At 40.9% G+C, this 13,094-nt stretch carries 8 protein-coding genes; 7 read left to right on the top strand and 1 reads right to left on the bottom strand.

Translation table 11 applies throughout. The annotated features are described in order from the left end of the window. Positions 1-759 precede the first annotated feature (759 nt). Positions 760-1,656 carry a polyphosphate kinase 2 gene (ppk2, locus tag CALSC_RS21250; protein WP_200817701.1) on the bottom strand — a complete coding sequence of 299 codons (897 nt, stop codon included), beginning with the start codon at positions 1,654-1,656 and terminating at the stop codon, positions 760-762. Positions 1,657-2,014: 358 nt separating this feature from the next. Here ppk2 and CALSC_RS21245 point away from each other — a divergent pair, with 358 nt between their 5' ends. The 7 genes from CALSC_RS21245 (at position 2,015) to purF (ending at position 12,250) form a co-directional block, all read left to right on the top strand. Next, positions 2,015-2,578 carry a nucleoside monophosphate kinase gene (locus tag CALSC_RS21245; RefSeq protein WP_088243260.1) on the top strand — a complete coding sequence of 188 codons (564 nt, stop codon included), beginning with the start codon at positions 2,015-2,017 and terminating at the stop codon, positions 2,576-2,578. Positions 2,579-3,114: 536 nt separating this feature from the next. Then, positions 3,115-4,440: a glycoside hydrolase family 10 protein gene (locus CALSC_RS21240; protein WP_235006879.1), complete on the top strand. Its 1,326-nt coding sequence runs from the start codon at positions 3,115-3,117 to the stop codon at positions 4,438-4,440. 259 nt (positions 4,441-4,699) lie between these two features. Continuing rightward, entirely contained in the window at positions 4,700-5,065 is a 366-nt protein-coding gene (locus CALSC_RS21235) for an ArsR/SmtB family transcription factor (protein ID WP_088243259.1), read from the top strand. A gap of 524 nt (positions 5,066-5,589) precedes the next feature. Further along, complete coding sequence (locus tag CALSC_RS21230; RefSeq protein ID WP_088243262.1) at positions 5,590-6,807, top strand: hypothetical protein; 1,218 nt, start codon at positions 5,590-5,592, stop codon at positions 6,805-6,807. Positions 6,808-7,260: 453 nt separating this feature from the next. Further along, positions 7,261-7,974 (top strand): hypothetical protein, encoded by a 714-nt coding sequence (locus tag CALSC_RS21225; RefSeq protein ID WP_088243258.1) that lies wholly within the window; start codon positions 7,261-7,263, stop codon positions 7,972-7,974. A gap of 182 nt (positions 7,975-8,156) precedes the next feature. Then, positions 8,157-10,508: a phosphoribosylformylglycinamidine synthase subunit PurL gene (gene purL, locus CALSC_RS21220; RefSeq protein ID WP_088243257.1), complete on the top strand. Its 2,352-nt coding sequence runs from the start codon at positions 8,157-8,159 to the stop codon at positions 10,506-10,508. 236 nt (positions 10,509-10,744) lie between these two features. Beyond that, positions 10,745-12,250, top strand: coding sequence for an amidophosphoribosyltransferase (purF, locus tag CALSC_RS21215; protein WP_088243256.1), 1,506 nt, complete (start codon positions 10,745-10,747; stop codon positions 12,248-12,250). Positions 12,251-13,094: the final 844 nt, after the last annotated feature.

The following is a 13,094-nucleotide window of genomic DNA, read 5'->3' as shown; positions in this document are numbered from 1 at the left end:
AGCATTGTATTTAAATGTTATGTAAACTACTATTTAAATTTTAAATGTTATATAAACGACTATTGAAATGTACTTGTTTGCTTAATATTTTACAAGCAGTTATTCTTTGGTTGGCATATTTATAGTAAATCGGTTTTATGGAGTCAGGACTTACCAAAATAGGGAGTAGGGAGTAGAGAGTAGGGAGTAGTGGAAGAGGAAAAATACCCTACTCCAGGATGGTTTAAAGCCCCCGGATTTATCCGTGGAAAGTTAAGAAAATTTGGGTGGAGAGGCGCAAGCCCGACAGACAAAACGTCAACATGAAATCCCCTACTTTTAAGTATGGGGCATCCCTACTCCCACGCCCCTACTCCCTACTCCCTCGTTAAGCAACTGTCACAAGCAATATGATTTCGCTAAAGACGGGCTTTACGACATTGACATGATTCAATGTCTGTTAATTGTTTTATTTCCCTGTGAAACTCTTCTATTTTTCAACGGATTTTACACACTTTTTGCGCAGCTCTAAGGAGTGTTGATATTGTTGCTAGTTTTTGATTACCATAGATTCTGCCTTTGTAAATCTATAGCAATAATTCCTTAATATTTTGATATATAAAATTATCTTACTGGTGCCGTGCCCCTACCCTTCTGTCCCATTCTTTTTGCAAAATGGTATTACATTTTGAATTGCGATCGCTTTTTATTGTTATATCACTAGGCAATTAGGTTAGCCCTGAGCGAAATCCAAAGGCTAACATCGTTGCAAGCTGAAACCTAGTACTTTTGTGGTACAAATTTTTGCATACACATAGGAGGGCGAATATAATCTATTGCTTGCTGTCGGGGAGGTAATTTGATCGGATCTGGTGTCAAATCTTCATAGGGAATAATACTTAATAGATGGCTGATGCAATTGAGACGGGCACTTTTTTTGTCATCAGCTTCCACTACATACCAGGGGGATAAAGTCGTGTCAGTAGCAGCAAACATATCATCTTTTGCCTTGGAATATTCTACCCATCGGACACGAGATTCGAGATCCATAGGGCTTAGTTTCCATCGTTTGGTAGGGTTGTCAATACGTTTCTGAAAACGTCGTTCTTGTTCCTCATCACTGACCGAGAACCAATACTTGACTAGGATAATACCTGATCGCTGTAACATATGTTCAAACTCTGGACAAGAACGCAGAAACTCAACATATTGCTCATGGGTGCAAAAACCCATCACTCGCTCCACTCCAGCCCGATTGTACCAACTGCGATCAAATAATACGATTTCCCCTGCTGCAGGTAAATGAGCTGCATAACGTTGGAAATACCACTGAGTTTTTTCTCGTTCAGTAGGCATACCCAGAGCTGCAATCCGACAAACACGGGGATTCAGACAATCGACAATTCGCTTAATAGCTCCCCCTTTTCCCGCAGCGTCCCGACCTTCAAAAACGACTACTACCCTTAAACCTTTATGTTTAACCCATTCCTGAAGTTTGACTAATTCAATCTGAAGTAGTTTCAGCTCTTTTTCATATGCTTTGTTGTTGATTTTTTGCAGTTTTGGTTTTTCTTGTACTGCTGAACCAACCTTACCGTTACTGGCTATAACTGATTTGTCTGTTTGGATATGTTTAAGTTTTTTTTTAGTCATTAACAGACCGCTAAAGTTTGTCATAATTTTAACTTAGCTTATGCAAAGAGAAGCTTTATAAAAATTAATGCCACGGTCATGGAAAACATTCTAGTTGATTGCAGCTAGAGATGTGCTGACAAAGGGAGTTCCCTGATCGCTCTTCTAAATGTGAAAAAAAGTAAAGAATTGTATGTATCAGCGTAACGGTATATGATTAATCCTGTACAAATATAAGTATTAACAATCTTTTTAATAAATTGAATTTATTTACACTCCCTCCTGAACAGATATCGCAATACATAATAACTAGGCTTGCAGCATCGGCAAGCAAGAAATTTTTCTACGCTTTTTGTTGTTCATTCTATTTACAACATTCTTTAATCAAAAGTGAGTTATCCCTATGCGATTAATTTTTTTGGGTCCACCGGGAGTGGGTAAAAGTACTCAAGCAGCAATATTGGCTGAAAGATGCCAAATTGCACATATATCTGCTAGTGAGATATTGCATCAAGCAATCACTCGTAGTAATGGACTAGGGGTAAAAATTCAAAGTTATCTAGATTCCGGAGAAATTGTTCCAGACAGTTTAGTTTTTGCGGCAATGCGAGGGCGTTTTACAGAACTAGACGCAAACAAAGGCTGGATTTTGGATGGATTCCCCGGTAATTCGTCTCAATTCGCAGAATTCGAGCATTTTATCTACTCATTAGGTCAGCCTTGTGATGGAGTATTTCTGTTGTACGCTCCCTTGAATATTTTATTAGAAAGAATGTTAAAGCGGGGTCTGGCAGATGACACAACAGAAAAGATTCTTAGCCGTTTAACAGCATACCAAGAGCAGGCTAGCTCTTTAATTCAGGAATATCGCCAACGCTACCCCCTAACAGTCATTAATGGCGATCGCCCCATCGAAGCGATCGCCAAGTTCATTCAAACCTCACTGCAAAGTTCATCAATAGTTTGACATCTTCTCTGGTTGGAAATGTCCCACGAGGATGCAGGGTGCAGGGTGCAGGGGGAGTAAAGAAAATAGTTCGAGTCGATGAAATTGGAGAATTTATTTTTTGGTGTTCCCTAAAAAGCCTACCCTTTTGGGAATAAGGGGGAATTGACAGAAGAATAAAAGGATACAAGCCTCTGACTTTATATATGGGGTCAATCCAAAATCCAAAATCCGTCTTGAAAAGTTTGCTCAACGGGGGGAACCCCCCTTCGGGTATCTCCTGAGCCTTCGGCACGGCTTCGCCGAACGGAGACGCTACGCGTTAGCGAAGCTCCTCTGAAAGAGGCACGGTAGTTGTTCATGGGGGAAACCCCCAAGACCACACTACACTCACCGCACCGCAACTTTCCGCAAAATCCAAAATTGTTATGACTTCCACTTTGCGGTTCCAAGGCACTACTTAGGCAAAAAATGCGTCACATATCTTACTGTACTTCAATGCAGAAAAAAGGAATCATTAACAGTTAGTTAATCAAGCGGCAACAATTGTAATTTATATGATGACTACATTAGATGTAATTCTTCAACTTTGGCAAAAATTACACAAGAGATTTACTCCATCACTATTTGTGGTGTCATTAATTACAGTATTAATGGTACACAATTTTAGTCCTGTAATGGCACAATTGTCTCCAATACATTCAGTAACTCAACTACCTCCACTAAATCAAGTATCTCCAACACCTCAAGGAACTCAACCTCAAGTATCCCCAGTACCTCAAACACCTCAACCTCAACTACCTCCATTACCTCGAATACCTCGTCAGGAAATTCGCGGTGTGTGGATGACTACCAATGATTTTGACGTACTCAAATCTCATACCAAAGTCAAGGAGGCTGTGACTCAATTACGCCGCTTGAATTTGAACACTATTTATCCCGTAGTTTGGAACTCAGGTTATACCAAGTTTCCTAGTGTTGTCGCCAAACAAGTTGGTATCCCTTTTTTCTTTCGCGGTACAAATGGACAAGATGTTCTGGCTGACTTAATAAATCAAGCCCATCGTCAGGGATTAATGGTAATTCCTTGGTTTGAGTTTGGTTTTATGACTCCTCAAACTTCAGAATTAGCTTTAAATCGTCCCAATTGGCTGACACGTAAGCGGGATGGTAATCAAACTTCTATTAGTGCTGCTGGTGAGGTAGCTTGGCTAAATCCTTTTTTACCGGAAGTACAACAATTTATCACTAATCTCGTCCTGGAAGTCGTATCTAAATATGATGTTGATGGAATTCAGTTTGATGACCACATGAGTTTACCTCGTGAATTTGGTTATGATCAATACACTATGGCTTTATACACCCAAGAAACAGAGAAAACACCCCCAAGTAATCCTCAAGACCCAGATTGGGTAAAATGGCGTGCTGATAAAATCACAGAATTTATGGTGCGGTTACACCAAGCGGTGAAGGTTAGAAAACCGAAGACGATTTTCTCCGTTTCCCCCAATTATTATGACTTTGCTTACAAATTACAACTACAAGACTGGCTGACTTGGATCAGGCAAAATATTGTTGATGAATTAGTAGTACAGGTTTATCGCCACAATCTACAGGGTTTTGTGAGTACAATTTCCCGCCCAGAAATGCAGGAAGCAAACCAAAAGATTTCCACCGGAGTCGGTATTATGACCGGGTTACGTAATAAACCAGTTCCCATGAGGCGAATTAAATCCCAGGTTAGAGCTGCTCAAAGCCGTGGTTTAGGTACAGTGTTTTTCTATTACGAGAGCTTATGGGAAAAAGCTCAAGAAAGTGCTCAACAGCGTCAAGCTGGATTCAGAAATTTATTCCCTAATCCTGCACTCCGTGCCCGAATTTAACTGCATTCGAGGGAAAATGCCTGAATCACATACTGAGGATTTGCCACACCAAAACTCAGCAGCAATTCTGTATGAAGCTGCGCTTAATCGCCCTCACCCCAGAAGATTGGGGCTACCCAAATCCAGCTCACGCAGGTGGGCTGGATTTGATGCATCTTTATAAATAAGTAGTATAAGCAGCAATTACAAAAAAGCAGGGATAGCTTAATACAATAACTATATAGTAATATAAACTGTGCAACAAATAAATTTAATAATTATGTCAAAGGCTATCCCTGAAAAAAATACACCAGAATTACTTGCTCCTGTTGCAGAGTATTTTAAAGTACTTTCTGAAACTAGTCGCTTACAGATTTTGAGTTGTTTGAGAAATGGATCAATGAATGTTACGGAAATGGGTGAAGCGACTGGATTAGGACAAGCAAATCTCTCCAAACATTTAAAAGTATTAACCCAAGCAGGTTTAGTATCCCGTCAGCAGATGGGTGTTAGCGTTTACTATGCTATCAGTGACCCTGTAATTTTCGATTTATGTGAATTAGTTTGCGATCGCATTGGCAATCAAATACAAAAACGGGCGCAAGAATTTGAACAAATAAAAGCCTTTAGCACTCTTTCAAAATAACTGCTTCCCTTCATTTTTATTTAAAGATAAAAAATAATCAAACATTAGAGCTAGGAATATAAGTAATCAAACAAAAATATTTACCATTATTACGAATTATGCGAAGTAATCCTAATCCTTGCGATTGCGTCGTTTCACTCCGTTACACTCGCAATGACATTGTGTAATTAATTATGTTTAACTACTTAAAAGACTAAGTAGGTAGGCGTAAAAAAATATCGTTTGGATAAGGCAGGGGGCAGGTAAGCCACTGTGTTGCGCGGTTTAAGGGCGTTGTAGCAAGTGGCGCAACCCGAAGGGGAGCAGGGGGAAAAAGGGTTGTAGTCTTATTTACTATTCTTCACATAGTTTGGTTGTATTGTGCCGACTTACTTAACCGATTCTAGTTTTTCAGTATACTTCCGTATAAATACCATTTTACAAATTGAATCCAAAGCGTATATTTTGGTGTGCATGAACTTTGTGTAAATACATAGTTATTTTTTGCCTAAGGAATATTTACGGTGGATCAAAAACAAAAAATTATGAATAGCGTAGCTATTTCTCGTTTTAGTGGTGTGAAATATGTTTATTTAGGTTTAGGGACAACTTTAGCAACTTCCTTAATACCATTAACCACAATTTCATCCAACCCAGTATTGGCAGCTCCGACTCAATTAAATTCTTCTCATCAGGTAAAAAAGGATGCTATCACAGCACATATAGAGCCGGAAATGGATACTAGTCTCAGGCAAAAATTAATAGCTTATAAGAATCGCAAAAATAATCTGGCTAAGACTAAGAAAACAGTAAACAATCATCAGTCTTTGACGAATCTGGGAAATAGCCTGCAATCACACAAATCAGATTTAAATGCAGATTTAATTAATTTTTTGCGTGCCTACAGAGCAAATCGTCTTGCGGCTAAATCAGATTTAAATACAGACCTCAGCAAAAATCCAGCGAAGAAAAACAAGTCTCAGGTAATAGCTCAAAACGATCCTTCTGAAGGGCTAGGAGACACCTTACAAAATCTTGATAAGTTACGCCGAGACCTATTAATTGACCCCATTGTCATCCCAGGAGAACCACCTGCATCAGCTCCTGCTTCCACAGCTGGTACACCTACGGCTTTTGGTGCAAATTGGCGACAAGCATTCATTGGTGGTGGATTAAACTTCCCCTTAGAAGATGGTAGAACAGACGGCGCTCTCGGTATTGGTTTTGGTTTAGGGGATTCAGTCAAATCTGTAGGGCTGGAAATCACCGCCAGTATTTCTAGCGTTGATACCGGTGACTTTGGTGACAGTGGTGGCTTAGGTTTTAAAGTTCATAGATCTTTTGACAATGGTCTCGCAGTAGCTGTTGGTTGGTCAAATGTAGTTAAATGGGGAGACTCAGATGGCGAAGAAGACACAATTTATGGCGTAGTCACTCAAGCATTTCAACTGCAACCCAATAACCCCAAAAATCAATTACCTCTGACTGTATCCCTAGGTTTTGGTAGCGGTGGTTTTCGTTCCACAGGTGCCATAGAAGATGGTACCAACACCCCTAACTTTTTTGGTGGTGTTGGATTAAGAGTTTCACCACAAGTTTCTTTGGTAACTAGCTGGACTGGTAGTCGTCTCAACGTCGGTACCTCTTTTGCTCCACTCAGACAAGTTCCTGTAATTATAAATACTTTTTTTACAGACGTTACCAGTAATCTAGATGATGGAGTTGGTTTTAACCTCAGTGCTGGATATGCCTTTCAATTTTAAATGTGTAGGAATTTTTGAGGAGGATGTAATACGGTAATTTGTATTTCCACGTCTTGAGAGATTGGCGGACTGGAAAATAAAAAATATCTCATCATTTGTCAAGTGAAAAACTTGCAAACTCCGCCAATATACAGTCAAACGTCAAAAAAATATTATGGGATAATTTGTGCTGAAGTTTCCTTTAGCTCTTTCATTTTTAGGAAAGTGAAGGCTACAGCAAAAAAGCAAAATACTTAAACGCTAAAATATCTGTTTTTATGTAATGTAATTACTACAGCATGAACATAAAGTGATTTTTAAAATTTTAGCGAAGTTATTCTTTTTGAAGCGGGAAAATAAAAATATTCCTGTATATTGACCTCAGGGACTATACGACAATAGGCATCTTTTTAGAAAAATTCGCATCTATCTTAAATTTTCAGTTCAATCAGAATTTCATTGTTAAGAAAAGTTATGAACAAACAAAAATTGACCTTCAAACTTGGTTTTGCAGTCATCTTATTCACCTCTTTAGTAAGCACCCCTCTCGCAGTTAATGCAGGAGGTACCAATGACTTTCCAGGCAGACCAGACGGATTTCCTGGACGACCAAGCAGATTTCCAGGACGAGGAGGTAGACCCCCCAGAATCGCACCCCGATTTAGGAACAAAGTTAGATTCTTCAAAAGTGAAGATGGCAAAGTTATAATTGTTGTTATAACACCAGAGATTCAACGGATAGCTGATCAAATAGCAGCTAACATGCGTACCAACCCATTTAAGGTAGCTAATAGAGAGATTATAGAACGAAATGAGAAGACCGTCGTTTTCAGATGGATGGCAGATGATGATGCAGAAACTGCTAAAGAGGAATTAGTTAAGAGTTTGCAGGAGTCAGGAATATCTCTCAAGGAATTAGAAGAATTGATCGAGAAGATTTATGCTTTGATAGCAATAAAGTCTTTCCCTGTGAGTACAAATCAATTCAATGAATCGAAAAACTCGAATAAAGATGGAGATCAGAAAGTAGAGCAAAGTGTAGATATAAATCAACTCAGCGAAGCTATTAATTTATACAACAAAATTATTCTAGAGAGTAAATCTTCGGTGGTTAAAAAACTTGCAAAGAACCCAGACTGGATTGAAATTAGGGATCGCCTGATGGAATTAAGTACTGCTTTGAACTAAAGATTAAACATTCAGATACTTCGCAACCAAAACCTGTTGTCATCAGTGCAGATAAACAGAGGGAGAGAAATATAAAATCTTCCTCTATTTTTATTTTTCTTGATTTTTAGAGCTACAAGCCTGTTACAGCGATCCAGAAATCAGTACAATAATCCTTTGTCCCCTTGGTGCAATCAATATCCATGAATCCCTCCGAAACCCCCTTTTCCCCCACAGCAATTGCTGCCGAAGGTATTAAACCCCAAGAGTACGAAGAAATTGTTAATAGGCTAGGTCGTCATCCCAACAAAGCTGAGCTGGGAATGTTTGGGGTCATGTGGTCAGAGCATTGCTGTTACAAGAATTCCCGCCCTTTGCTCAAGCAATTTCCCACCACAGGCGAAGCCTGCGGCACGCTGCGTGAACGCATTCTAGTTGGTCCAGGGGAAAATGCTGGTGTTGTAGATTTAGATCATGGATTGCGACTGGCTTTTAAGATTGAATCCCACAATCACCCCTCAGCTGTGGAGCCATTCCAAGGGGCAGCAACGGGTGTGGGTGGTATTCTCAGAGATATTTTTACTATGGGCGCTCGCCCGATTGCTTTGCTCAATTCCCTGCGTTTTGGTTCTTTAGATGATGCTAAAACCCGCAGATTAGTTAATGGAGTGGTGGCGGGAATTAGCCACTATGGTAATTGTGTGGGAGTGCCAACTGTGGGAGGAGAAGTATATTTCGATTCTGCCTATTCTGGTAATCCTTTAGTCAATGTGATGGCGTTGGGATTGATGGAAACTCCAGAAATTGTCAAGTCTGGGGCAGCTGGTATTGGTAATCCAGTATTATACGTCGGTTCAACAACTGGACGGGATGGCATGGGAGGAGCGAGTTTTGCTAGTGCGGAACTCAGTGATGCCTCAATGGATGATCGTCCGGCGGTACAAGTGGGGGATCCTTTCCTGGAGAAGTCTTTAATTGAAGCTTGTTTAGAGGCTTTTAAAACTGGTGCGGTGGTAGCAGCACAGGATATGGGTGCGGCTGGTATCACTTGTTCTACCTCGGAAATGGCTGCTAAAGGTGGGGTGGGTATTGAGTTGGATCTAGATAAGATTCCTGCACGGGAATATGGTATGTCTCCTTATGAATACTTGCTTTCTGAGTCCCAGGAACGAATGCTATTTGTGGCAGAGAAGGGACGAGAACAGGAATTAATTGATATATTCAAGCGTTGGGATTTACAGGCTGTGGTTGCTGGAGAAGTGATTGAGGAACCTATAGTCCGGATTCTATTTCAGGAGGCGGTGGCGGCGGAAATACCTGCCACAGCCCTGGCAGAAAATACTCCTTTGTATGAAAGAGAAGTTTTGCCAGAACCACCAGCATATGCTCGGGAAGCTTGGGAATGGACGACGGATATGTTATCTGCTGCCAATTTTGAGGGTATAGAAGTTTCTGGGCAGGTACAAACTTGGCAGGATATTCTCTTAACTTTATTAGCTACACCTACCATTGCCTCTAAACGTTGGATATATCGGCAATATGACCATCAAGTGCAAAATAATACAGTTGTCCTTCCCGGTGGAGCAGATGCGGCTGTAGTTCGTTTACGTCCTTTGGAAGGGGTGGAAGCAGCTTCTGAGTTTAATACAGGGGTGGCTGCAACGGTAGATTGTAATCCCCGCTATGTTTATCTCGATCCCTATGAGGGAGCCAAGGCTGTGGTGGCGGAAGCAGCCCGCAATTTATCCTGTGTGGGAGCAGAACCCTTGGCTGTAACTGATAACCTCAATTTTGGCAGTCCGGAAAAACCCATTGGTTATTGGCAATTAGCTGAAGCTTGTCGCGGTTTATCGGCAGGATGTCAAGAAATGTCAACTCCTGTAACTGGTGGTAATGTTTCTCTCTACAACGAAACCTTAGATTCCCAAGGCAATCCCCAACCCATATATCCTACTCCTGTGGTGGGTATGGTGGGTTTAATTCCCGATTTAAGCAAAATTTGTACTCAAGGTTGGCAGGCTGAAGGAGATGTAATTTATTTATTGGGGTTACCCATACAATCCCCAACTACTTTGGGTGGTTCTGAGTATTTGGCAGCTATTCACAATACCGTTGCTGGTAAGCCTCCACGAGTTGATTTTGCCTTAGAACGCCAGGTACAAGCGGCTTGCCGCACAGGTATTCGCCAAGGTTGGCTCCATTCTGCCCACGATACTGCTGAAGGTGGTTTGGCTGTGGCTTTAGCAGAATGTTGCCTGAGTGGGGAACTCGGTGCAGCTATTACTCTGGATTTATCTAACCAAGAATTAACCAATTTGCGTTGGGATGAGGTTTTGTTTGGGGAAGGGGGAGCAAGAATTATTGTCTCTGTAACACCCTCACAACAGGAAGCCTGGGAAATGTATTTACGGGAGAATTTAGATGGTGCTTGGCAAAAATTGGGTACTGTCACCAGCAATGACCAAGGTTTGCAAATTTTAACTCGGGATTACCAAACCTTAATCCAGGTTAATTATGAGCAAATGAGCGATCGCTACTACCATACAGTCATTTAGTAATGAAAAAATAATTACTCCTGATCTCTCTCTGCCCCTTACTCCTAAGCTCTCCTAATATCTCTAAAAAGTTGATCTTATCGATTTTTACGTATTTAATTACACCAAGTAGCTAGCATTATTCAACACAAGTGGGGTAATGTTTAAGTGGATGGTTAACGATTTATTAAGATTTCTGCAACTATCCATTGACATATTCCTTGTGACTTGATTAGCCCATCAGGAACTAAGCTAGCATGATTCCCAACCATCCCGTCACTCCCGAACTCCAGCATCAGCATCTACAGAGTCATCAACTGATTCATGACCATGACAATCAACCAGACAAACCAGAAGAAGCCTGTGGGGTTTTTGGTATTTACGCACCAGAAGAAAATGTTGCTAAACTAACTTACTTTGGATTGTATGCCCTGCAACATCGAGGTCAAGAATCTGCGGGTATTGCCACTTTTGATGGCTCGCAAGTTCATCTACATAAGGATATGGGACTCGTTTCCCAAGTCTTTAGCGAAGATATCTTAGAAAAATTACCGGGTCAGTTAGCTGTTGGTCACACCCGTTATTCCACCACTGGCTCTAGTCATAAGACTAATGCCCAGCCAGCCGTTGTTGATACTCGCTTAGGTCAAGTTGCCTTAGCACATAATGGCAACTTAGTCAATACAGTAGGGTTACGGGATGAGTTGTTGAAGAACAAATGGAACTTATTAACTACCACTGACTCAGAAATGATTGCTTTTGCGATCGCCGAAGCAGTGAATGAAGGAGCGGATTGGGTAAATGGAACCATTCAGGCATTGCACCGTTGTCAAGGGGCTTTTAGTTTAACTATTGCGACTGCTGAGGGTGTAATGGGTGTTCGCGATCCTCATGGTATCCGTCCTTTAGTAATTGGCACTTTAGACAGCAATCCAGTGCGGTATGTTCTGGCTTCTGAAACTTGTGGTTTAGATATTATTGGTGCTGAATATTTGCGGGATGTGAAACCAGGAGAATTGGTATGGATTACAGAGGCGGGTTTATCTTCCTACCAATGGAATCAAGAGCCAGAAAAGAAGTTGTGCATTTTTGAAATGATTTATTTTGCTCGTCCTGATAGCATTGTGCACAATGAGAGTTTGTATAGCTATCGGCTACGATTAGGGCAACAGTTAGCAGTAGAGTCATCGGTGGATGCGGATATTGTATTTGGGGTTCCCGATTCTGGGGTACCAGCTGCGATCGGTTTTTCCCAAGCTTCTGGAATTCATTATGCTGAAGGATTAATCAAAAATCGCTATGTCGGGCGTACTTTTATCCAGCCTACCCAACATATGCGAGAAGCTGGTATTCGTATGAAGCTCAATCCCCTGAAGGATGTGTTAGAGGGTAAAAGGATAGTTATTGTCGATGATTCCATTGTTCGGGGTACTACTAGTAAAAAACTAGTGAAAGCTTTACGGGATGCAGGTGCAGTGGAAGTCCATATGCGAATTTCTTCACCTCCTGTGACTCATCCTTGTTTTTATGGGATTGATACTGACAATCAAGAACAGCTAATTGCAGCTACTAAGTCGGTGGAAGAAATTGCCCAGCAAATTGGTGTGGATTCCCTGGCTTATTTGAGTTGGGAAGGAATGCTAAAAGCCACTCGGGAAGATACTAATAACTTCTGTTCGGCTTGCTTTACAGGGGATTATCCCGTAGCTATTCCTGAACAGGTTAAGCGTTCTAAATTGATGTTGGAAACAGTTACAGTTTAAGAAGGATATAGGGTTTAGGGGTGGGTAATTCCCATGAATAGAATTGAGGCGCTTTAAACCACTGGGGTGTAGAGTCGAACTTTCATTTATTATTGATGGGGTTTCTCCCCTGCTCCCTGCTCCCCTGCCTCTTTGTGATCCTAAGGAGGTTTTGTAACATGATCATCGACACACTCCGCCGAATCGCTGAAACCCTATATTTTCTGTTGGAGTGTGTCTAATGCTTGCAGGGCAAGGGTTTGAGCTATGTATTTTGTGCAATTTTGAAGAGCATGTATAATGTTTTTCAGGAGTATGTCGATTTGGAGGCTGAAACCCTTACTGGGTAAAGGCTCCTCAGCGAACTCCCCACCGATTGGGTTAATTCGGATTAGTTGGAAACTCTTTAGTTGGGTGATCGCTAGTTTCTTAATTTCTTACCGTGATTATCTTTTAATACCAATAGGAGTTTCGCACTGTACAAATTTATTATCTTGTGCATTAAGGAAAATAGGTTGTTTCAGGCTTTTATCAATCATCCTTTGATCAATAGCGTAGACGCAAAGCAGCTTGTCGCAAGACATCGCCTAAAAAGTGTTGAAAAATCAAAATTTAATGCCTGAAACGCATACCTCATATTTAGGTTCTCCTATCAATGCGAAATTCCTAACCAATTCAAATAATGTTTGCGACACATACATTCTTCGTAAGGGCACGGCACCAGTAAGATAATTTTATATAAGTAGTTAAACATAATTAATTACACAATGTCATTGCGAGTGTAACGGAGTGAAACGAAGCAATCGAAAGGGTTAGGATTACTTCGCGTAGTTCGTAATAATGGTAAATATTTTTGTTGACTTAC

Origin of the sequence: Calothrix rhizosoleniae SC01, from assembly GCF_900185595.1 — a bacterium.
Lineage (GTDB): Bacteria > Cyanobacteriota > Cyanobacteriia > Cyanobacteriales > Nostocaceae > Calothrix_A > Calothrix_A rhizosoleniae.
This window is presented reverse-complemented; position numbering and strand designations above follow the sequence as displayed.

What these genes read in the sequence shown, in the direction of transcription:
- ppk2 (WP_200817701.1), bottom strand. Translation starts at nt 1,656, where the DNA reads ATGACAAACTTTAGCGGTCTGTTAATGACTAAAAAAAAACTTAAACAT.
- CALSC_RS21245 (WP_088243260.1), top strand. Translation starts at nt 2,015, where the DNA reads ATGCGATTAATTTTTTTGGGTCCACCGGGAGTGGGTAAAAGTACTCAA.
- CALSC_RS21240 (WP_235006879.1), top strand. Translation starts at nt 3,115, where the DNA reads ATGATGACTACATTAGATGTAATTCTTCAACTTTGGCAAAAATTACAC.
- CALSC_RS21235 (WP_088243259.1), top strand. Translation starts at nt 4,700, where the DNA reads ATGTCAAAGGCTATCCCTGAAAAAAATACACCAGAATTACTTGCTCCT.
- CALSC_RS21230 (WP_088243262.1), top strand. Translation starts at nt 5,590, where the DNA reads ATGAATAGCGTAGCTATTTCTCGTTTTAGTGGTGTGAAATATGTTTAT.
- CALSC_RS21225 (WP_088243258.1), top strand. Translation starts at nt 7,261, where the DNA reads ATGAACAAACAAAAATTGACCTTCAAACTTGGTTTTGCAGTCATCTTA.
- purL (WP_088243257.1), top strand. Translation starts at nt 8,157, where the DNA reads ATGAATCCCTCCGAAACCCCCTTTTCCCCCACAGCAATTGCTGCCGAA.
- purF (WP_088243256.1), top strand. Translation starts at nt 10,745, where the DNA reads ATGATTCCCAACCATCCCGTCACTCCCGAACTCCAGCATCAGCATCTA.